Source organism: Leptolyngbya sp. AS-A5 (genome assembly GCF_039962495.1).
Lineage (GTDB): Bacteria > Cyanobacteriota > Cyanobacteriia > Leptolyngbyales > Leptolyngbyaceae > Leptolyngbya.
This window is the reverse complement of sequence record NZ_JAMPLL010000020.1, coordinates 1-19,805: the sequence shown is the minus strand read 5'-3', so window position 1 is coordinate 19,805 and position 19,805 is coordinate 1. Positions and strand designations below refer to the sequence as shown.

Sequence of the window (19,805 nt, the reverse complement as noted above, 5' to 3'; positions counted from 1 at the left end):
TCTTAAGCATTCAATAACCTCTTTTTATTCTGCTCCTCTATCGTGGGGAGTGAACCTGAATTCGGTTCTGACCTCAAGCGAAGAATTGAATTTTATACTGGCGCTACTTTTGTATCGTCTGCTCACGATATTCCTGCTGATGTGCCACTCAGCTTTCTCAGGCGATGAGAGTTGTCAACTGCGAATTTTTTGGACGGTCTGAATTAGTGGCTTTTTAAGTGTTGAGATTTGGTTGAAACAGTTGCAAATTATTGATGGTGTCTAATTTAACAATCTAAGCTTCTGTGATGCGGGCTGGGTATCCCACTAAAGTAGGATTTTCCGACTGAAGGAATTGAGCTTAAGCCAATCTTCGACTGCTTGCGCCGTTAGCGTCGAGATTTCAGCACAAACACTGAGCGAATGCACGGACATTCATTCGTGCAAAAAAGATTGACTTTCTTTGATTTAGACGCTATCAATAGTATGTGAACTGAAGCGCAACCGCTGTATGTAGCGTTACTGATTTACAGTTCCGCTTGCCCGCTTTCTGTCATTCCACTATCCTCACAGTGAACTATGAAGTACCAAGAGCAGTTAACTCCCTGGGTTGTCTATCAAATCACTCCCGACTTGCAGCGTCAAGTTGTCATTCGGTTTCGTCGTCGCAACGATGCAGATTCTTACCTGAAGGTATTAACGCAAACCCGCCCAACTGCCCAGTTTGTTGTTGCCTTCGATGCACCCCCCTCTGCCACACCAGCCGCTACGGGTGAAGCCGCACTTGTTTAAGCAAACTTGTGGAGCTGAAGGTTCTAGGCGGAATGTGGTGTGCGATCGACCTATTACAGTGTGCGCACTGCCTTTTGCCTGAACATTAGACTAATCGCTAGAAGGTGAGCTTCTTCTAAGTCGGAGTGCATCACCGGCTTGCAAAACTCACTTCAATGGAATGACTTATTGCCTGCTTTTTGTGCGTGGTTTATTCTCTCCAGCTAACGCTCAGTTTAGTACAGATAATCTACTCTGATTGGCTGGAAAATGCAATAGATTAGAAGCGATCATTTCTAATGTTCAGGTTAACCCCGTGGTTGCTCAAGAAAATCAATCTGCGGACTTGAAACGTCCGCTTTACAACTTCATATCGCAGCAGATTCGCGAATTAGGGCGAATCACATTCGCAGAATTCATGGATTTAGCATTGTATTGTCCGCAACTGGGCTATTATGCTAGACCTCGCGAAAAAATTGGGGCGCAGGGTGATTTTTTCACCTCGCCCCATTTATCGTTTGATTTTGGTGAATTGGTTGCCGAGCAACTAGCGGAAATGTGGCAAGTGCTCGGACAGCCGAATCCGTTTACCTTAGTTGAGATGGGTGCGGGACAGGGATTGCTTGCAGTCGATATTCTGCGGTATCTCGATCGCTTTTATCCTGAATGTTTTAATTCGCTGACTTATCTCATTGTTGAAAAGGCAGCCGCACATATTGTCGAGCAGCAGCACCGATTGCGGCGCTGGACGGAAGCGGGAACGCGAATCGAGTGGACAACGATCGAGGCACTTCCGAATGATTCAATCGTAGGGTGTGTATTCTCAAATGAATTAGTCGATGCGTTTCCGGTGCATCTGGTCACGTTGCAGAATCAAGCGCTCAAAGAAATCTATGTTTGTCTGCAAGACAATCGATTTGCTGAAGTGGTTGGTGATCCTTCAACTGAGAAATTAGTGAATTACTTTGACCTCGTTGGAGTCAAGATTTCTAGCTACGCAGACGGCTACCGGACTGAAGTGAATTTAGCCGCATTAGATTGGATGAGTACGATCGCCCAAAAATTGCAGCAAGGATTTGTTTTAACGATCGATTACGGCTATTTGGCAACGCGATACTACAATCCGATGCGATCGCAAGGAACATTACAGTGCTACTACCAGCACAGTCATCACAATGATCCATACCTCTATATCGGTGAGCAAGATATCACCACTCATGTTGATTTCACAGCGCTGCAACTCCAGGGAGAGCGATCAGGACTGCAAACCGTTGGCTTTACGCAGCAGGGATTATTTTTAATGGCGTTGGGATTGGGCGATCGACTCGCCCAGCTCACTCAGACGGAAGCCACCAGCACCCAGGATTTACAAAACCGACTGCAACGCCGCGACGCACTACATCAGTTAATGAACCCAATGGGACTAGGTGGCTTTGGTGTTCTGATTCAAAGTAAAAACTTGAGTCAAGAGATTCAACTGAAAGGATTGATGCAGCGAATTTGAACCAATTAAAAAGGAGTGAACGATTTAATTAACAGTTCGCTGCACCTTTTCTCAGTCTAGTTACCCGATGCAACCCGTCTCGAATCCCGGACTTCAAGGCGGACGGGAGCAACGCCGCTTTGAATCAAGCCGAGAACACGAGCCGCACCCGCAGATAAATCGATGACCCGATCGCCGGAGAACGGTCCGCGATCGTTGATGCGGACAGAAACGGTACGCCCGTTATCGAGGTTGGTCACTTGCACGACTGTGCCAAACGGAAGCGTCCGATGGGCTGCAGTGAGTGCATTCTGGTTAAATCGCTCACCGCTGGCGCTCATGTTGCCGTGGAATCCTGGGCCATACCAAGATGCCATGCCCGTCATCCGTAGACGAACCGGGCCGATCGCAATTTGGGGGGCGCGATTTGGACGATTGGAAATTTCGCGCAGGGGGGCAGCATTACCGAATAGGCGACGGAGACGATTTGCAACTTGCAGTGCGTCTTGCCCTGGGTCGCGGGTGCTATTGGGAAGAACGGTCTGTGGATCGACGGCGACGATCGTCTGTTTGTTTGCCTCGATTAAGAACTGATCGCCGGATTTACTTTGATGCCATCTCACCGTGATTTGATTGGCATCGACTCCACTACGTTGGAGTTGGTTTAAGCGGGCTGCGATCGCGGTGGCTCTAGCGATCGGGTCAGCAGATGAATTTGAGGAATTCTGGCGCGGCTGGGTGCTGGATTCAACCGGGGTAGTAGCACCGTACTTGAGCTTCGCGGCTTGGGGGCTGGCTTGCACTTCACCGACTTTCACTGCGGTGGACGAGTTATGAGCTTCGCCAAGGAACGTAACAACGGGAATATTGCGGACATAAAGAGTGGCGGCTTTGCGCCCAGAAATTTCGTGCGAATGAATTTTTGCGATGGACTCCTCAGTTTGGCGGGTTTGTGAGGTTTGCTGTTCGCCGACTTTCACCACGCTTCGCCTTGTGGCTTGCAGGGAAGACGGTCGAGGAGTTTCAGACTCCGTAGATCCTTGGCTGGCTGCCGGGGTGGACTCTGCTAGGGCAGCAGTCGCACCGACGGTACTGGTACACAGTAGAGCGGCAGTCAAACCGCTAATCAGTTTCTGGTTCATACATCCTTTGTGAGATTCACTTCCAACCTTGAGTCCGAGATGTGGCAGTTTACCATCTGACACAACTTAAGCTGTGCTAACTCGTACTCGCTCCGTGTTCACTCCTGAGTTCAGAACTGCAACAGACTAGCATGAAGTTTTTCCTAATTGGATCAGGGTGACGCCTGTACGAAATAAAACTTCATATTTTCTTCAAATTCGGATGTAAGCTGAAATGATTGCTGTTACTAGCTTCTATAAGAAAAACTGCTTCAGCGTTTTTCTCCGGCTTCACAAGAACTTAACATCTTCTTCATACAGCTTGTGAGGTATGCTGATGTTTTGCAGATTGAAGTCGCGCTCATGGATTATCGGGAAGCAGGGGTTGATGTTGAAGCGGGACGGGCGTTTGTCGATCGGATTCGCGATTCTGTTCGGCGCACCTACCGTTCCGAGGTTTTAGGCGGCTTGGGGGGCTTCAGTGGCTTATTTCAATTGCCATCTGGATATCAAGAGCCTGTCCTAGTGTCGGGAACGGATGGCGTTGGGACGAAGCTGAAATTGGCACATCAACTTGACGTTCATCACACGGTTGGCATCGACTTGGTGGCGATGTGTGTGAATGATGTCTTAACCTGTGGCGCAGAGCCGTTGTTTTTCCTGGATTACGTCGCCACAGGGAAACTGCTGCCAGAGCAACTTGCTTCTGTAGTAGAAGGAATTGCAGAAGGATGTGAGGCGGCGGGATGTGCGCTGCTTGGCGGTGAAACGGCGGAGATGCCAGGGTTTTATCAGCCGAATGAGTATGATCTAGCTGGATTTTGTGTGGGAATCGTTGAGAAAAGCCGGATTTTGGATGGGTCGCAGGTCAAGGTTGGAGATGTGGCGATCGCGCTTCCGAGTTCGGGGGTACATAGTAACGGGTTTAGCTTGGTGCGGAAGATTGTGATTGATCGTGGATTTGATTGGAGCGATCGTCCTTCTGGATTGAGTGGTGCAACGCTCGGAGAAGTTTTGCTTACGCCGACTCAAATTTACGTGAAACCGATTCTTGCTGCGTTGAAGGTGGGACTTGAAATCCACGGCATGGCCCATATTACCGGGGGCGGTTTGCCTGAAAATTTACCTCGCTGTTTGGCTGAAAATCAAGCGATTGAAATTGACCCAAATCGATGGCCAATTCCACCCATTTTTCATTGGTTAGCAACTGAAGGGAAAGTCGCACCCAATGCGATGTTTAATACCTTTAATATGGGAGTTGGATTCGTGGTCATTGTTCCGGGCGAAAGTGTCGATCGAACCGTGGAGTTTTTCAACTCGCAAGGATTAAACGCTGCTGCAATTGGAACCGTAATTCCGGGATCGGGTGAGTTATTAGGATTGCCTGAATAAGTGCCAAAAGCAAGAAAACAATTTGGTCAGCACTGGTTAAAAAGCGAAAAAGCTTTGAACAAGATTGTCAGTTCTGCGGAATTGACAGAAAACGATCGTGTTCTGGAAATTGGAGCAGGAACCGGGATTTTAACGCGGCAATTGATTGCTCAAGCTCAGGCAGTTGTGGCAGTGGAAATTGATCGAGATTTGTGCCCAATTCTAGTGCAAAAATTCGGCAAGTTTGAGAATTTCCTATTGCTTCAAGGCGATTTTCTCACGTTAGAGATTGACCCATTGCTAGAGCCATTTCCACCGTTTCAAAATCCTCGAAAAGTTGTAGCCAATATTCCCTACAACATTACAGGGCCAATTTTGGAGAAGCTACTGGGCACGATCGCAGCTCCAAATCCAAACCCGTTTGAATCGATCGTTCTGTTGCTGCAAAAAGAAGTAGCGCTGCGAATTTGTGCAAACTCAAATTCATCGCATTACGGGGCATTATCGATTCGGGTTCAGTATTTAGCGGATGCCGAATTTATTTGTGATGTTTCAGCAAAAGCATTTTCGCCGCCGCCAAAAGTAGACTCCGCAGTAATCCGGTTGCGCCCAAGAGCGATCGAGCATCCTGCCACAGATCCAAAAAAATTAGAAACCTTGATCAAACTTGGCTTTTCAAGTCGGCGTAAGATGCTGCGAAATAATTTGAAAAGCGTGGTTGAACTTGAGCCGCTAAATGCTCTTCTTCAATCCTTGGAAATCAATCCACAAGCGAGGGCTGAAGATTTAAGCATAAGGCAATGGATCGATTTGAGTAACGCGTTTAGCCTGGACAAACTCGCTCATAATATACCCTAACTTCTTCTTCGATACAGCGCCTATCTTTGTATCTTCGGCATCGTTTTGATTCTCTTTGGACTAATTTTGATTCTCTTGCTTGTTCCAAGGTTTGCTCTTCAAACGTGGCGGAAAACTTGCCCGTTTCGATCGATTGCTGTCCCCGCCTAATTTCATATTCAAACTGATTTTCACCGGGTTGAACTGCGAGAAATTTTCCTTCATGACGATCTCCGAATCGCATCTCAAATCCTTCGGAAACATCGCCGCTAAAATATTCACGATCGGTAAATGGCTTTTGTTCGCCTGCAAACCCGAATGTTACGTTTTTCACGAGCGCTCGTAGCTCTGGTGCAGGGCGAGTTGACTTTGAGAAGAACCGCGCTCGTGTAGCTGCCGCTAGTTCTCCAGGACACTCCCCTGTAAATCGAATCCCTACCAGTGGAACGGGAGTTTGGCGAGAGTCACCGATGCTGCGAACACCAAACAACAATCCCACGGGCGGCAGGTCTTGTGCATATCCGGTTGATACCGCAACCATTAGCCCAGCGATCAATAATCCGATTAACCCTAAAAATTTTTTCAGTGCTGTCTTCATTGCTCTTGTCGGTGTGAATCAAGCGGTTGCTGCAATTTTTCTTCGCTGAACTGGGAGACGATCAGTAAAAAACGTCGTAAAAGTTTACTAGCAAAATTGTCTCAGCAATCCTAATAATGGAATAGGTCAGAAAAAGCTGATTTATGCGCTCCTATTCTCTAATTGCTCCCGCTAAAATTAACCTCTATTTGCAAATTGTTGGCGATCGCCCGGATGGATTTCATGAACTCATCATGGTTCTGCAAAGTATTGAACTCGCCGATCGGGTGACGGTACGATCGCGCAGTGTGGACGACATCCGGGTTCAGTGTGATCATCCTGCGGTTCCGGTGGATCAGACTAATTTGGCATATCGTGCCGCAGAGCTGATGATGCGCGAATTTCCAGAAGTGTATGCGAGGTTTGGCGGTATCGAAATCGATTTGCACAAGCGCATTCCAATGGGTGCGGGTCTAGCAGGCGGTTCGAGTAACGCTGCTGCGGTTCTGGTTGGAATCGATTTAATGTGGAATTTAGGCTTAACGCAGTCCGAGCTACAGGATTTGGGTGCGAAGCTTGGTTCAGACGTTCCCTTTTGCATTTCGGGTGGCACGGCGCTGGCAACCGGACGCGGCGAGAATCTTGCGGCTTTGACGAGTTTAGATCACCTGTATGTTGTGTTAGCAAAATATCGGGATTTGCCTGTTTCAACGCCTTGGGCATATCAAGCCTATCGACGAAACTTTGGTGAAACTTATGCCAAAACGTCACAAGAAATTGAGGCGAAAAAAGCCCGATCGAAAGCGATTTTGAGCGCGATCGCTCATCATGATTACGCCCAGATCGGTCAGCAGTTGCACAATGATCTGGAAAAAGTTGTGCTTCCCGAATTTGAAAAAGTGCAGCAATTGCGCGATCAGCTTGCCCAACTCAATCCAATTGGCACAATGATGTCGGGTTCAGGATCGACGGTCTTTACATTATCAGAATCACGATCGCAAGCCGAAGAGATTAAAAATGCAATGCGATCAAATAATCCCGATCCAGAGTTAGAACTTTGGGTAACAAAATTAAGTCAGCGCGGCGTTCATTTAGCAACCCATTAAAAGGAAAAATTTATGGCAGATTCACCCACACCTAAAGCCTCTCAAATGCCAAGTCCGCTTCGCTGCTTTATTGGCGCGATCGTGGCTGGTGTGATGGCATATGCGCTTTACAACATGACTAGCGCGATCGGAATTTCCTTTGCAACAAAACCAATTGTCGCAGATAGCTTGGTGGTTCGACGCATTTCTTCAGCGGTTAGAACTTTAGTGCTGGGGATGAGCGCGATGGGAACAGGAATTTTTGGGCTTGCCTCGTTTGGGCTGGCTGGCTTAGGGGTGCAATTGCTGCTGCGTAAGCCTGAACAAGAACAGCGTCCGGATTAGAGATCGATCGATCGATCGATCTCTTCCACAGAGTTGGAGCGCTTGGCTTTTTAGCTCTATAAGCGCCCATTCTTACACTGAGCGATCTCTGAGCGTTAAACTCTGTACCGCTTTGGTAAATTACAATCACGAAAGGAGTGACTCCTGCACGAAGTGCTGCTACAATCCGAAAGCTTGAATTGATGAGAAGGTTTATCCATTTGGTTGCTTCTACTAGGACTTTCTTGATCGACTCTGCAAGAAGCTGACAAATTGGGGACGTATGAGCTTTATTCGGTCAATCTCGAAAAATATGACCCCGAAAGCCCGCTCGATCGTCCACTAAAAATTGGTATCAACGGCACTCAAGCCTTGAGGAAAGCGTGAATTTTCTAGAGAAGCAATTTGCTTGCCTTCTCCACTTTTCGCAAGAGTTTTCCACAGATTGATGCACTTTTCCACAGGTAAGTTTTTGGACTTGTGGAAAAACCGTATATTCACTGAAAAGTTCATTGAAATTTGTATTACTCACTATTTTGAGCATTCAGAATACTACAGCCAAAACGGCTGTAACCTGCGCTCAGCAGTTGTATCAGGACTATAGAACGCTTCTATTGACCGTTTTTTATCTTGACAAAAATACAAGCTTTTCCTGAGACTCTACTCCATTCTGCCAACCTGCCTTTCATTGCTCAAAGAACGGCTGAAAGCATTACAAACCTTGCATTCTAACTATCTTATCGGTATCAGTTTACACCCTGTCTGATCAAAGGGATTTGATCTAGAAAATTTAAAGTTTTCCACAACCTGTTAAAAACGAAGCTCGTTTCTGCATCTCCTGATCGAGCAGTAAGCTGTATGAATTGAACTTGGATTTTTCAGCTTCTCTAATTAGAACGGAGTGCCACATTGCGCCTGATTTTATTGCAGAATGGAGAATGCGATCGACAACTCACTTCGATGAACTTCGATGCGCTTTTCAAACACTTCGCATAACGATTCTTATGGCATATCAGTGGTTTAAGGCATTTCACATTGTGGGAATCGTCTGCTGGTTTGCGGGACTGTTTTATTTGCCCCGCCTGTTTGTCTATCACGCTGAAGCAAACGAGCAACCCGAACCCGCCCGCAGCATTCTCAAAAACCAATATCAAATCATGGAGAAGCGACTCTATCGCATCATCATGACCCCGGCATTGCTGCTCACAATCACAATGGCGATCGGGCTAATCTACACAGAACCCGATGTTCTCAAGCAGCCTTGGCTCCATATCAAGCTAGCGTGTGTCGCGCTTTTGATTGTTTACGATCATCTGTGCTTGAGAATTATGAAACGCCTTGCTGCTGATACGTGCAAGATGACAGGGCAGCAGTTCCGCTGGTTTAATGAATTCCCCACCGTCTTGTTTGTCATCGTGGTCATGCTGGCGGTGTTTAAGAATGACATTCCCACCAGTACAACCGCTTGGGGCATTTTCGGCATGGTCGTGGCAATGGGAGCATTCATTCAGCTTTACGCCCGCAAGCGGCGCTTGGCGAGGGAACAACTTGCAGCAACCTCAACCTCAGAAGTTAGCGCATAAACCGCCAATTCAATCTGATTTTTAAGGCGTTCTGAAGAGCGTCTTTTTTATTGTCAATTTGCCAGTAAAGCTAGACTGTAGGAAAATTTAAATAGTATTGATTATTCGCTAATTGGTAGATATGTTACCAACAGGTGTGGCTGGAAGGAGGGCTTGCTGTGATGCGTAGAATTCAGCAAGGTGCTGTTTTTTCAAGTCAGGGAGAAAGCGAAATGAATTTCAAAATTGTTTTATCCACGATCGTATCTTTTGGGATGGTGGCGCTGAGTAGTTTGCCTGCTTTGGCTAGAGATGTTGTGCTAAGAGCGGATTCTGCCAACTCTAGAGTGAGCCTACGATCGACTCCGAGTAATAATGCGCCCGCGCTTGCATCAGCGCCTTCGGGAAATCGAGTACAGGTCATCGTTCAGCGACCTGGAGCGAATGGAGTCACCTGGTATTACGTGCGGTCTTCTACAGGTGCGGAAGGCTGGATCGATGCAATCTATACTCGTCCTGTCAATCGCGGCGGTTTAGGGTTCAATGACAGAACTGAGACTGATAGAAGTCGCCGCTATCTGATCCAGCAATACGAGGTCAGACTCTTTTCCGAAAGATCGCAGGTCTTCCTGAATGTGTTCGATCGCAATAGAAATCGAACGGTCGCGAATGGGGTGCCCGTCAGCGTAATCAGCGGCAGGGACGGCGTAACTTATACAGGTCGAAACGTGGTGCTGTTTGTTCATAACACCCGCGATGAAAAGACCATCACAATCACTCGGTAATCAAGAAAGCGCGATCGCCAAATATGGCGATCGCGCTTTTTCGTGTCAAAGAAATTGCGGCTACTTACCTAAAAGCTTGACGATTCCAATTCCACCGAAATACAACCCTAACACTGCGCCACCTAATAGACTCTGAGTCAGGGGATCGGTGGATGGTGTGATCACGGCTCCCAGGATCGCAGAGCCAAGTAGGACATACTTCCAGCCAGACAGCATTGTTTTTGATGAGACAATGCCTAAAAATCCAAGCAAGGCTTGAACCACTGGGATTTGGAATGCCAAACCCGTGCTAAACATCAGCAGTAAAACGAACTCGAAATAGCGATCGATCGACCAAGCCTGCTCAACTACTTCTGCACCGTAGGAGATGAAGAAGTTCAGCGCAGCGGGAATCAATAACGCATAAGAGAACGCTAATCCTCCGAGGAAAAGAACGCTTGATCCTAAAATCACAGGAGCTAGAAATCGCTTTTCTCGCCGCGTTAATCCAGGTAGCACAAACGCCACAATCTGATACAAAATCATAGGGGCTGCCAGCACTAATCCGCTGTAGCCTGCAACCTTCATCGAAACAAAGAAATACTCTCCGGGTGCAAGCTGAAGAAATTTCACGCCCACAGCAGGCACTTCAAGAAATTGCACCAGAGGTCTGACATAGATAAAGCACCCGATGATGCAAACGACGATCGCAATCAATGAATAAAAAATCCGCTGCCGCAATTCCTCCAAGTGGTCGAACAGCGACATCTCAACATCATCAATGATATTGTCGTCATCTTCGAGCGTGGCGGGTTGCGCGGGAGCCAATTCACTAGGGGAATCGTCGGCAACGACTGGGGTAGAAGAGGTTTCGAGTTCCGAAGGAGCAGTCATGGATTGATGGCTTCTGTCCGATGGGCTGTAACCATTGTATCGAGGACAGGCAACCCGACAAGCCCAAGCAACAGATTCGATCGCTTCATAAAGCTTTACCTAGCAATTTTCAGCAGATCCATAAGGAGATGAACGGTTTAGCACAATCCCCCGCATTTGCTTAAATTAACTTAGCAGACACGCCGCCGGAAAAAGCAAATATTCTAGGAAAAACAGTTTCCAAATAAATTGATAAAAGCGCGTCACTTCTGCTTTATTTTGCAAATCAATTTTGTAACTCCGAAACCAAATTAAACATAATGCAATCAGGTGGCTGATTACCAGAAAGGGTGCGTTTACTCCGGGTAGAAAGAAGGCGAGCGCAATGATCGATAAATAACATCCGGTTAAAACGGCTCGTGCCAAATTAAACACGGGTCGCTGTCCAAGTTTGAGCGTCAATGTCCGAATGTTGTACTGGCGATCGCCTTCAGTATCAGGCATATCTTTGAAGATGGCGATCGCGAACGTGAACACCAAAATAAATGCGGTTAATGCCCAAACTTTTGCGGGAATGGGAAAGCCTTGATTGAAATGGAGAAATAATCCTAAATTGACGATCGCGCCTCTGACCGTAAAGATGCAGAGCGAAGCCCAGAACGGAAATCGCTTCAATCGCACCGGGGGCAACGAGTACAGTGTGCCGATCGCTAGACTCAATCCCACCATTCCAAGCAGGTAAGAACTTTGGGGGGCAGCGATCGCCACGGCTAGCATTCCTGTTAAAAAGACGATCGTTTGTCCTTGTCGAGCCGAGAACTCACCCGAAGCAAGCGGCAGATGCGGCTTATTAATTTTGTCGATCGCAATATCTTCAAGCTGATTCAGTCCAACGATGTAGATATTGCCACATAAACACGCGATTAAGGGTGCAAGCCAAGCAGTCGGTAGGAGTGGGCGATCGCTGCCGAGAACAATTAGATAAAGTCCAAGAACGCTCAGTGATGTTCCGATCACTGTATGAGGGCGGGAGAATTTCCAGAAAGCGTAGAGCCAGCGTTGAATGGGATTAGCGTGCGGCGATCGGGGCGAAATTCGATTCATGGATGTCCTAGAGTCCTGATTTTCCTACCGTACCTGGTTTTAGTCTTTTGCTCTAGGCTTTCGTGCCGCAGAGTAAGCCAAACTTAATTAACCCACGCTTGTATCCCTGCTGCATTGTTCCAAGTGACAGCGCGGCTTGAATCGTTGTCCACCCAGAGGTCAGCAAGCCAAAAATTGCGGAGGGAGTGAAAGCCGAGTCGATCACTACATCCCAAAACGGCGCAACGGCTCTTGACCAATCTGCGGTACGAATCTGTTGCAGTCCGACATCCTGCGCGATCGCTTCATATTCGGGGAGCGAAATCACATACGGCAAACAGTAGACTCGATAAATTTCAGCCAGACGCTTGCGATCGTCCACAGTTAAAGGCACTTTATCCGTCGGGCGATGACACCAGGTTGCCATCACAAAAGTTCCGCCGGGTTTGAGAACGCGATAGCATTCCTGCAAAAATTTCACCTTGTCGGGCATATGCTCGCCACTTTCAAGTGACCAAACGAGATCAAAAGAATTGTCGGCAAAGGGCATATTAAGTGCATCTGCGACTTGGAACTGGGCGTTAAGATGAGTTGATCGTGCTCGATCGATTGCTCGATTCGCCTGCACTGGACTAAGCGTGATCCCCGTTGCGCTTGCACCAAATTTTTCTGCTAGAAACAGTGAACTTCCGCCGATCCCGCAGCCGACATCTAAAATCTGTTGTGCGTCGGTCACGTTTGCCCAGTTGAGCAACTCTTCGATGAGATCAATCTGGGCTTGTCTGCGCTCTTTTCGAGTTTTGCCATCTGCGCCGTAGTAGCCGTGGTGCATATGCTCGCCCCAGGTTTGCTCCCACAGTCCCGAAGACGCATCGTAGAATTGCTTGATTTGTTCAGATAGCGATGAAGTCATAAATAAATCTGCCTACGAAATGTATTTAATTTATCAAATCACTTCTAGAAATTACGAGCCCTTGGGCACTAAAAGGAAGATTTGATAATCAGAAGTTAACTAGGTAATAAAAACTACGGTTCCACGAAAAAGGCTCAAAGATCTATTGTTATGTCTAGGGGTTAATATCGTTGGACGTAGTTTTATGAAGTTGTAAAGAAAAAGTTACCCTTTAGGGTGCTGTGCGGTGATTTCGGGGATCACTTTAATGGAAATATCTTCAGAAAAAAACAGAAATAACTGAACTAGATTTCTGCATAACTTGAAGAGTTCGGACGTATATATGGGTATGTTGAATCGTAAATCTAGATTATTAATTTACCCGACTTATTTCACTCAATCTTTATCAAAGCTAGGATTATCTCCCTTCTAAAACTCACGGAAATCTCAGATTCGCTCTGTATCTAATAGTAAGAAAAGAGATCATTTCCTCAGCCTTGAAAAGAGCAAAACTCTCTTAATCTCTTTGGGAAGGTCATCATGTCTGAATCGCAATTTGCCTTTGATTTTCCACTTTCGTCGGCTGGTCAACTCCACTCCAAACTTGACTTACTGAAGCCGATCCGCAGCTGGTTAGATTCTATTGAAATTCACGATCGCAAATCTGCTCATCTCGTCTGCAAACTGATCCCCGCACAATGCCCGTTTGAGCGCGACATCAAACTCTTTGGACGCACGATCGCGCATATTCCGCCGATGTGCAAACTAAATCCGCTCTACGATCAGTTCGTGGGTCTGCGCTTCCGAGCATTGTGCTATCTGGTTGATGAATGTGGCGAAATGGTCGTTTAAGCAAACTGTGCCGCTAACCGATTGGAGTCGAGATCTTTGCCGATAAAGACCAATCGAGTTTGTCGCAGTTCATCCGGTTTCCAAGGTCGATCGTAGAAATGCTCGAATCTTGAGCCAACCCCTTGAACAACTAATCGCATCGGTTTATCAGGAACCGCCACAAATCCCTTCACACGGTAGATTTCCTGCTCTTGAACCAGTTTTTCTAAGCGCGATCGCAGTTGATTCGGATCAAACGATCGATCCAGGATCAGATGCGTCGATTGAATTTCATCATCGTGATCGTGTTCTTCTTCGCTGTCGTGATGGCTTGGACGAGCGGCTAAGTTCTCTTCAACTGCCGCATTGAACCCAAGCAGTAAACTTGGATCGAGTTCGCGATCGTTCCGCCCATTTTCGACGATTTTCACGGCTCTGGGAAGTTCTTGTTCGACGAGCGATCGGACTTGCTCTTGAGCTTCCATATCGACGAGATCGGTTTTATTCAAAATCACGAGATCCGCACAGGCAAGCTGATCTTCAAACAGTTCTTGCAGTGGGGTTTCGTGATCGAGATTGGGATCAGCTTGTCGTTGGGCTTCAACTGCTTGCAGATCAGCCGCAAGAGTGCCTGTGGAAACAGCTTCGCAATCGACAACGGTAATTACACCATCAACGGTTGCCGCATTGCGAATCTCATGCCAGCGAAATGCTTTGATTAATGGTTTCGGCAATGCTAAACCAGAAGTTTCGATCAAAATGCAATCTAAGCTGTCTCGACGCTTGAGTAATTCCAACATCGTCGGGAGAAATTCTTCTTGGACGGTGCAGCAGAGACAGCCGTTGGTGAGTTCAACAATGTTGCTGGTTTCGTCTTCGGGGCAAACTTCACACGACTTTAAAAGTTCTCCATCAATCCCCAGTTCTCCAAATTCATTGACCAATACTGCAATTCGCCGACCTTGATTGTTTTGTAGCAGATGACGAATGAGGGTTGTTTTTCCACTGCCTAAAAAGCCAGTAATGACCGTAACCGGAATCTTTGCAGCCATAGTTTATTTAAGTCCGTTGCCTTCAGTTCATGCGGCGCGTGTCCGCGAGTATCAATATTCGATCGAATCGAACCGTCGCCGATCGTACCAATTCCAAACAACGAATCCTGGAAACTCGATGATTTTCTTCACCGTAGCCTCCAGGATTCAACCGATTGAGAAGCAAATTTCTAATTTTCTGCCGTTGCCAGTTCGGTGCTACCCCGTCCGCGTCTGCGAGTGAGAGCATTAAACAAAGCAAGTCCGATCGCTTTGATCAAGTTGCCTTCTAGCTCTTTGAACATTTCCATGTTCATGCCGAACGCATCGTTCGCTTCTTCAACAATTCGATCAGCCATCGCATCGTCGATCGCCATCGAATCCAGCCGAGCGCGATACTCTTTCTTGAAGGCTTTCTCGTCGGAGATGTGTTTGAACTCATAGAAGTTTGTGCCTTCTCCTTCAGTCAAATTCATGCCGTTTTGGGCAATCTTCTTGAGAATTTGACCGCCAGACAGGTCACCAATGTAGCGTGTGTAAGAGTGAGCAATCAGGAGTTCAGGATTGCTGCTGCCAACTTGGTGAATTCGTGCAATGTAGGATTGAGTCGCTCTCGAAGGAGCAACTTGCTCACGCCAGTTTTTGCCAAAATAATAAGCTAAATCTTGCTCTAGGGCTTCTTTACGTTCGAGTTCGGGGAAGTACACTTTCGACAAGATTGCATGGTCTTTGTGGCGGCGCATTTCCTCTTCCATTGCCGAATAGACAAAGTAAAAGTTTGCAACGAGCTTACGGTAGGACTCCTTTTCTACCGTTCCTTTTAGAAAACACGCGATGAAGCCTGTGTTCTCCGCCATTGTGTGAGCTTTCTTGGTTCCTTCGCGAAGTTTTGTTGCTAAATTGCTGCTCATTCTAAACTTCCCAACACTGTAAATTTAAGTGATTCGCTGGCGTTTGATGTTCGCTTGTGATCCCAAACTTTAGATTAAGTTCCTGAATCCAGTGCCCTTCAAAGCTTTGAACTCGGAATCGTACCCTAAATGCCAGAACCACCCTGTTGCGTTATTTACTAAGGTATGTCGAATTGATGAACGTTTTTATTACAAATTCTTACACAGGGCAGATGCTACATCGATTTTTGACCTTTTAACTTTCTCTAACTCATGCTGCAACAGGCTCTTACTTGGATTCAGAATTTTGGTGCGTTAGGTACGATCGTATTCATCGCTCTCTATGTTCTCGCTGCCGTTCTTTTCATTCCCGGAACGATTCTAACGCTCGGAGCGGGAGCCGTGTTTGGGGTGGTGTGGGGATCGATTTATGTGTTCGTTGGAGCGTCTTGCGGGGCGATCGCGGCGTTCTTGATGGGACGCTATTTGGCGCGAGGTTGGGTGACACAACGAATTGAAGGAAACCCAAAATTCAAAGCGATCGACGAGGCGGTTGCGGCATCGGGATTAAAAATCGTGATTCTAACTCGGTTATCGCCTGTGTTCCCGTTTACGTTGCTCAACTATGCGTTTGGAGTGACGCGGGTAACGCTGAGAGATTACGCGATCGGTTGTGTGGGCATGATTCCCGGCACTGTGATGTATGTATATATTGGCTCGCTGGCAGGAAATTTGGCAACGATCGGTACAACGCAATTGAGTCAAGAAGCACAATCCGCACAATGGGCAATTCGCATCGTGGGGTTGATTGCTACAGTGATTGTATCGGTGTATGTAACTCGCATTGCTCGAAAAGCATTGCAGGATAACGGTTTAGAACAGAATTAATCACATGAAAGACTCGCTCATTTCTCCGATCGATGTTCACAATGAATTACTGGTTTCTCGCGTTCATCCGCTCGATTGGAGCAATCCACAACCTGCGGAATGGTATGACCTAATCGTAATTGGTGCGGGGACAGCGGGTTTAGTGGTTGCAGCAGGAGCGGCAGGATTAGGAATTGGATTGAAAGTTGCGCTGATAGAGAAGCATCTCATGGGCGGTGATTGTCTCAATGTCGGCTGTGTGCCGTCGAAAACAATGATTCGATCGTCTCGCGTGGTCGGAGAAATGCAGCAGGCGCGATCGTTCGGAGTGATGCCACCAGATCCAATTGAGGTCGATTTTGCGGCCGTGATGGAACGGGTGCGGCGAGTGCGATCGGAAATTAGCGAGAACGATTCAGCCCAACGATTTCAAGAACTTGGAGTTGATGTATTTCTGGGTGAAGGGAAATTTTTGGATCGAGAGCAGATTGCGGTTGGCGATCAAATTCTTAGATTCAAAAAAGCTGTAATTGCTACGGGAGCGCGTGCCAGCCATCCCGATATTCCAGGATTGGCGGAAGCAGGATTTTTGACGAATGAAACGGTCTTTTCATTAACCGATCGCCCGAATCGATTAGCAATTATTGGCGGTGGTTCGATCGGCTGTGAAATGGCGCAAACTTTCCGACGTTTGGGATGTGAAGTCACGCTATTTCATAACAAAAATCGATTGCTCGATCGAGAAGATCCCGAAGCCGCAGAACTTCTACAGCAAGTGTTTCTAAAAGAGGGAATTCAGATTGTTTTTAATAGCTCGATCGATAAAGTTGAAAAAACCAATCAGGGAAAAGTCATTCACTTCAATTCGCAGCAAATTACGGTTGATGAAATATTAGTTGGAGCGGGTCGATCTCCCAACGTAGAGCGATTAAATCTAGATGCGGCTGGCGTTAATTACGACAAAAAAGGCGTGAAAGTGAATGATTATTTGCAGACCACAAACCCACAAATTTATGCAGCAGGTGATATTTGTATGGGCTGGAAATATACTCATGCAGCCGATGCCGCAGCGCGAATTGTGATTAAAAATGCGTTCTTTTCACCGTTTGGATTAAGTCGATCGAAGCTCAGCAATTTAGTCATGCCCAGAGCTATTTACACTGATCCTGAAATTGCCCAAGTTGGACTTAGTGAAGCTCCAAACGCTGAAGTTATCAAGATTCCGTTAGAGCGAATCGATCGCGCAATTGCAGATGGAGAAACCAACGGATTTGTCAAAATTTTGCACAAAAAAGGATCAGATCAAATTTTGGGAGCAACGATCGTCGCCCGTCACGCAGGCGAAATGATTAGCGAAATTACTTTGGCGATCGTCGGCAAACGCGGTTTAAACACCTTATCCAGCGTAATTCATCCTTATCCCACGCAAGCCGAAGCGATCAGAAAAGCTGCCGATGCCTATCGAAAAACTCTGCTTACGCCAAATAGTCAGAGACTTTTAGCATTCCTGACCAAACTTTCATAATCAGTTGAATCTGGGTAAGTTTTGTTAAGCTGAGAGCGCCTTAACCCACAACGATATGCAGCCCCTATTCAATCAGTCTGTCAAAGTCGAAACCCTGACCGTTGAGATCGACAATCTCCCTGCTCATTTAGATGGAACAAAACTCGTTCAACTTTCGGATTTACATTACGACGGCAAGCGTTTATCTGAGAAAGCGCTGAACCAAGCGATCGAGGCAACCAATCAAGCCGAAGCGGATTTTGTTGTAATTACAGGCGATTTTGTCACCGACGATCCGGCTCCAATCTATGAGTTAGCCAAGCGATTGAAACAGGTAGAAGCGCGATCGGGCATTTATGGAATTTTGGGCAATCATGATTTGTACGGTCGCAACAGCAAGCAAATCATTACCGATGCCCTCGCACAAGTTGAAATTCAAGTGCTGTGGAATGAGGTCGCCTACCCGCTTGGCGAAGGACTTGCACTGGTTGGTCTAGCTGATTATTGGACAGGTGCATTTAAGCAAAAAGCAGGGGCGGTAATGGAGCAACTTCCCGTAGATTTGGCGCGGATTGTCCTCGCGCATAATCCTGACTGCGCCGATTCGCTGCAAAAATATCGCGTAGATCTACAGCTTTCGGGGCATAGCCACGGTGGACAAATTATTATTCCGGGAATTTTGAATGTCTCAGTTCTGTGTGCCTATTTGTACCGCAATCTACCCAAGCAAGTTCGGCATCGTATTCCTGTGTTAGCCGCTTGTTATCGCGTGATGAAACATTGGGAATGGGTGAAAGGCTTTCATCAAATTGGAAATAATCGGCTGTATGTGAATCGCGGTTTAGGAACCTATTTTCCAGGGCGATTGTTCTGTGCACCAGAAGTGACAGTCATTACGCTAAAGCGCAAAGCTGCTGAACTTGCTCAGGAAGAGAGCATGATGGTCAGCGCTGCACCATAGAAGCAACCTCTATTGCATTCGATCGATGGTTCGATACTGAATCGCTTCTGCAACATGATGCGCTTGTAACGTCTCGTCGCCTGCTAAATCTGCGATCGTTCTTGCCACTTTAAGGATGCGATCGCTCGCCCTCACCGATAATCCCAACCGTCGAATGGCATTTTCTAACAGCGATCGTGTTGTATCGTCAAGTTTGCACCACTGGCGTAAATGAGCGCTCTGCATCTCGGCATTACAGCGCAGGGGAGTGTCTTTGAAGCGGAAAGCGGCGCGATCGCGGGCTTGTTGAACTCTAGCGCGTACCGTTGCTGAATCTTCTCCGGTGGGTTGCTGCGTAATTTCTTCGGGCTTTAGTCGATTCACCCCCACTTGCAGATCAATTCTGTCCATCAACGGGCCAGATAATCTCGCCCAATATTGCTCTCTTGCTCTCGGTGAACAAGTGCAAGGCTGCACTGTATCTGCATAAAATCCACAAGGACAAGGATTGGTACTGGCAACTAAGGTAAATTGCGCCGGAAAAGAAACCGATTGCCGGGTTCGAGAGATCGTGACGTTGCCATCTTCCAGCGGTTGCCTCAAAAACTCTAAAACATCGCGTCGAAATTCTGTTAATTCGTCCAGGAATAAAACGCCTCGATGTGCCAAGGAAATCTCACCCGGACGCGGAAACGTACCGCCGCCAACCAACGCCGCACCCGAAGCCGAATGATGCGGGCTGCGAAACGGACGATCGCCAATGAGTGATCCTTTATCTTTCAAGAGTCCCGCGACCGAGTGAATCTGAGTGACTTCTAACGCTTCTTCAAGCTCCAGGGGCGGCATGATTCCAGGCAATCTTCGCGCCAGCATCGTTTTTCCACTGCCTGGAGGCCCGACAAAAATGAGTTAACAACAGTTCTTTTCTTTAATTATTTATAGTAAACAACAACAAATATTAGGACAAACATCCTATTTTGTGGAATAATAACTGAAAGCTGTTATTTAGCGTCTTCAGTG

At 47.0% G+C, this 19,805-nt stretch carries 19 protein-coding genes and 1 pseudogene; 12 read left to right on the top strand and 8 right to left on the bottom strand.

Annotated elements, in window-relative coordinates:
- The first annotated feature begins 558 nt into the window (after positions 1 to 558).
- On the top strand, positions 559 to 771 hold the full coding sequence (locus NC980_RS18980; protein ID WP_190377336.1) for a hypothetical protein: 213 nt from the start codon (positions 559 to 561) through the stop codon (positions 769 to 771).
- A gap of 325 nt (positions 772 to 1,096) precedes the next feature.
- Positions 1,097 to 2,254, top strand: a complete 1,158-nt coding sequence (locus tag NC980_RS18975; RefSeq protein ID WP_277881410.1) for a class I SAM-dependent methyltransferase — start codon at positions 1,097 to 1,099, stop codon at positions 2,252 to 2,254.
- Between the two features lie 56 nt (positions 2,255 to 2,310).
- Here the strand turns inward: NC980_RS18975 and NC980_RS18970 are convergent, their stop codons facing one another.
- Entirely contained in the window at positions 2,311 to 3,375 is a 1,065-nt protein-coding gene (locus NC980_RS18970) for a septal ring lytic transglycosylase RlpA family protein (RefSeq protein ID WP_190377335.1), read from the bottom strand.
- A gap of 342 nt (positions 3,376 to 3,717) precedes the next feature.
- On the opposite strand from NC980_RS18970, the gene purM reads away from it, so the two are divergent.
- Both purM and rsmA read left to right on the top strand, forming a co-directional pair.
- Positions 3,718 to 4,746 (top strand): phosphoribosylformylglycinamidine cyclo-ligase, encoded by a 1,029-nt coding sequence (purM, locus tag NC980_RS18965; RefSeq protein ID WP_190377387.1) that lies wholly within the window; start codon positions 3,718 to 3,720, stop codon positions 4,744 to 4,746.
- Positions 4,747 to 5,583: a 16S rRNA (adenine(1518)-N(6)/adenine(1519)-N(6))-dimethyltransferase RsmA gene (gene rsmA / locus NC980_RS18960; RefSeq protein WP_190377334.1), complete on the top strand. Its 837-nt coding sequence runs from the start codon at positions 4,747 to 4,749 to the stop codon at positions 5,581 to 5,583.
- Here rsmA and NC980_RS18955 read toward each other — a convergent pair.
- Positions 5,549 to 6,160, bottom strand: coding sequence for a hypothetical protein (locus tag NC980_RS18955; protein ID WP_190377333.1), 612 nt, complete (start codon positions 6,158 to 6,160; stop codon positions 5,549 to 5,551). The genes rsmA and NC980_RS18955 overlap by 35 nt on opposite strands.
- Positions 6,161 to 6,303: 143 nt before the next feature.
- Between NC980_RS18955 and ispE the strand changes: the two genes are divergently transcribed.
- The 4 genes from ispE (at position 6,304) to NC980_RS18935 (ending at position 9,895) form a co-directional block, all read left to right on the top strand.
- Positions 6,304 to 7,245 carry a 4-(cytidine 5'-diphospho)-2-C-methyl-D-erythritol kinase gene (gene ispE / locus NC980_RS18950; RefSeq protein WP_190377332.1) on the top strand — a complete coding sequence of 314 codons (942 nt, stop codon included), beginning with the start codon at positions 6,304 to 6,306 and terminating at the stop codon, positions 7,243 to 7,245.
- 12 nt (positions 7,246 to 7,257) lie between these two features.
- Positions 7,258 to 7,569: a DUF3082 domain-containing protein gene (locus NC980_RS18945; protein WP_190377331.1), complete on the top strand. Its 312-nt coding sequence runs from the start codon at positions 7,258 to 7,260 to the stop codon at positions 7,567 to 7,569.
- A 983-nt stretch (positions 7,570 to 8,552) separates the two neighbouring features.
- Entirely contained in the window at positions 8,553 to 9,131 is a 579-nt protein-coding gene (hemJ, locus tag NC980_RS18940) for a protoporphyrinogen oxidase HemJ (RefSeq protein WP_190377330.1), read from the top strand.
- Positions 9,132 to 9,343: 212 nt separating this feature from the next.
- The gene (locus NC980_RS18935) at positions 9,344 to 9,895 is read left to right on the top strand and encodes an SH3 domain-containing protein (protein ID WP_190377329.1); all 552 of its coding nucleotides are present in this window, start codon (positions 9,344 to 9,346) and stop codon (positions 9,893 to 9,895) included.
- A 60-nt stretch (positions 9,896 to 9,955) separates the two neighbouring features.
- Here NC980_RS18935 and tatC read toward each other — a convergent pair whose 3' ends face one another.
- The 3 genes from tatC to NC980_RS18920 form a co-directional block, all read right to left on the bottom strand.
- Positions 9,956 to 10,768 (bottom strand): twin-arginine translocase subunit TatC, encoded by an 813-nt coding sequence (gene tatC, locus NC980_RS18930; RefSeq protein ID WP_190377328.1) that lies wholly within the window; start codon positions 10,766 to 10,768, stop codon positions 9,956 to 9,958.
- A 165-nt stretch (positions 10,769 to 10,933) separates the two neighbouring features.
- A complete protein-coding gene (locus tag NC980_RS18925) occupies positions 10,934 to 11,851 on the bottom strand; it encodes a homogentisate phytyltransferase (RefSeq protein WP_190377327.1) in 918 nt (305 codons plus the stop codon).
- A gap of 52 nt (positions 11,852 to 11,903) precedes the next feature.
- The gene (locus NC980_RS18920; protein ID WP_190377326.1) at positions 11,904 to 12,743 is read right to left on the bottom strand and encodes a methyltransferase domain-containing protein; all 840 of its coding nucleotides are present in this window, start codon (positions 12,741 to 12,743) and stop codon (positions 11,904 to 11,906) included.
- Between the two features lie 519 nt (positions 12,744 to 13,262).
- Here NC980_RS18920 and NC980_RS18915 point away from each other — a divergent pair.
- The gene (locus NC980_RS18915; RefSeq protein ID WP_190377325.1) at positions 13,263 to 13,574 is read left to right on the top strand and encodes a Mo-dependent nitrogenase C-terminal domain-containing protein; all 312 of its coding nucleotides are present in this window, start codon (positions 13,263 to 13,265) and stop codon (positions 13,572 to 13,574) included.
- Here the strand turns inward: NC980_RS18915 and cobW are convergent.
- Together cobW and NC980_RS18905 are read right to left on the bottom strand one after the other, a co-directional pair.
- A complete protein-coding gene (gene cobW / locus NC980_RS18910; protein ID WP_190377324.1) occupies positions 13,571 to 14,605 on the bottom strand; it encodes a cobalamin biosynthesis protein CobW in 1,035 nt (344 codons plus the stop codon). The two genes, NC980_RS18915 and cobW, sit on opposite strands and share 4 nt — an antisense overlap.
- 170 nt (positions 14,606 to 14,775) lie before the next feature.
- Positions 14,776 to 15,495 (bottom strand): heme oxygenase (biliverdin-producing), encoded by a 720-nt coding sequence (locus NC980_RS18905; protein ID WP_190377323.1) that lies wholly within the window; start codon positions 15,493 to 15,495, stop codon positions 14,776 to 14,778.
- A 252-nt stretch (positions 15,496 to 15,747) separates the two neighbouring features.
- On the opposite strand from NC980_RS18905, the gene NC980_RS18900 reads away from it, so the two are divergent.
- From NC980_RS18900 to NC980_RS18890, 3 genes are read left to right on the top strand one after another with little or no spacing between them, the layout of a single operon-like run.
- Positions 15,748 to 16,362 (top strand): TVP38/TMEM64 family protein, encoded by a 615-nt coding sequence (locus NC980_RS18900; protein ID WP_190377322.1) that lies wholly within the window; start codon positions 15,748 to 15,750, stop codon positions 16,360 to 16,362.
- A gap of 4 nt (positions 16,363 to 16,366) precedes the next feature.
- Positions 16,367 to 17,866, top strand: a complete 1,500-nt coding sequence (locus tag NC980_RS18895; RefSeq protein ID WP_190377321.1) for a mercuric reductase — start codon at positions 16,367 to 16,369, stop codon at positions 17,864 to 17,866.
- 55 nt (positions 17,867 to 17,921) lie between these two features.
- A complete protein-coding gene (locus NC980_RS18890; RefSeq protein ID WP_190377320.1) occupies positions 17,922 to 18,806 on the top strand; it encodes a metallophosphoesterase in 885 nt (294 codons plus the stop codon).
- A 9-nt stretch (positions 18,807 to 18,815) separates the two neighbouring features.
- Here NC980_RS18890 and NC980_RS18885 read toward each other — a convergent pair.
- Positions 18,816 to 19,694: pseudogene (locus tag NC980_RS18885) on the bottom strand (YifB family Mg chelatase-like AAA ATPase); the annotation flags it as partial.
- Positions 19,695 to 19,805: the final 111 nt, after the last annotated feature.

Bases quoted from the DNA above. Each gene is read 5' to 3' on its own strand.
- NC980_RS18980 (WP_190377336.1), top strand. From the start codon at position 559: ATGAAGTACCAAGAGCAGTTAACTCCCTGGGTTGTCTATCAAATCACT.
- NC980_RS18970 (WP_190377335.1), bottom strand. From the start codon at position 3,375: ATGAACCAGAAACTGATTAGCGGTTTGACTGCCGCTCTACTGTGTACC.
- purM (WP_190377387.1), top strand. From the start codon at position 3,718: ATGGATTATCGGGAAGCAGGGGTTGATGTTGAAGCGGGACGGGCGTTT.
- NC980_RS18955 (WP_190377333.1), bottom strand. From the start codon at position 6,160: ATGAAGACAGCACTGAAAAAATTTTTAGGGTTAATCGGATTATTGATC.
- ispE (WP_190377332.1), top strand. From the start codon at position 6,304: ATGCGCTCCTATTCTCTAATTGCTCCCGCTAAAATTAACCTCTATTTG.
- NC980_RS18945 (WP_190377331.1), top strand. From the start codon at position 7,258: ATGGCAGATTCACCCACACCTAAAGCCTCTCAAATGCCAAGTCCGCTT.
- hemJ (WP_190377330.1), top strand. From the start codon at position 8,553: ATGGCATATCAGTGGTTTAAGGCATTTCACATTGTGGGAATCGTCTGC.
- NC980_RS18935 (WP_190377329.1), top strand. From the start codon at position 9,344: ATGAATTTCAAAATTGTTTTATCCACGATCGTATCTTTTGGGATGGTG.
- tatC (WP_190377328.1), bottom strand. From the start codon at position 10,768: ATGACTGCTCCTTCGGAACTCGAAACCTCTTCTACCCCAGTCGTTGCC.
- NC980_RS18925 (WP_190377327.1), bottom strand. From the start codon at position 11,851: ATGAATCGAATTTCGCCCCGATCGCCGCACGCTAATCCCATTCAACGC.
- NC980_RS18920 (WP_190377326.1), bottom strand. From the start codon at position 12,743: ATGACTTCATCGCTATCTGAACAAATCAAGCAATTCTACGATGCGTCT.
- NC980_RS18915 (WP_190377325.1), top strand. From the start codon at position 13,263: ATGTCTGAATCGCAATTTGCCTTTGATTTTCCACTTTCGTCGGCTGGT.
- cobW (WP_190377324.1), bottom strand. From the start codon at position 14,605: ATGGCTGCAAAGATTCCGGTTACGGTCATTACTGGCTTTTTAGGCAGT.
- NC980_RS18905 (WP_190377323.1), bottom strand. From the start codon at position 15,495: ATGAGCAGCAATTTAGCAACAAAACTTCGCGAAGGAACCAAGAAAGCT.
- NC980_RS18900 (WP_190377322.1), top strand. From the start codon at position 15,748: ATGCTGCAACAGGCTCTTACTTGGATTCAGAATTTTGGTGCGTTAGGT.
- NC980_RS18895 (WP_190377321.1), top strand. From the start codon at position 16,367: ATGAAAGACTCGCTCATTTCTCCGATCGATGTTCACAATGAATTACTG.
- NC980_RS18890 (WP_190377320.1), top strand. From the start codon at position 17,922: ATGCAGCCCCTATTCAATCAGTCTGTCAAAGTCGAAACCCTGACCGTT.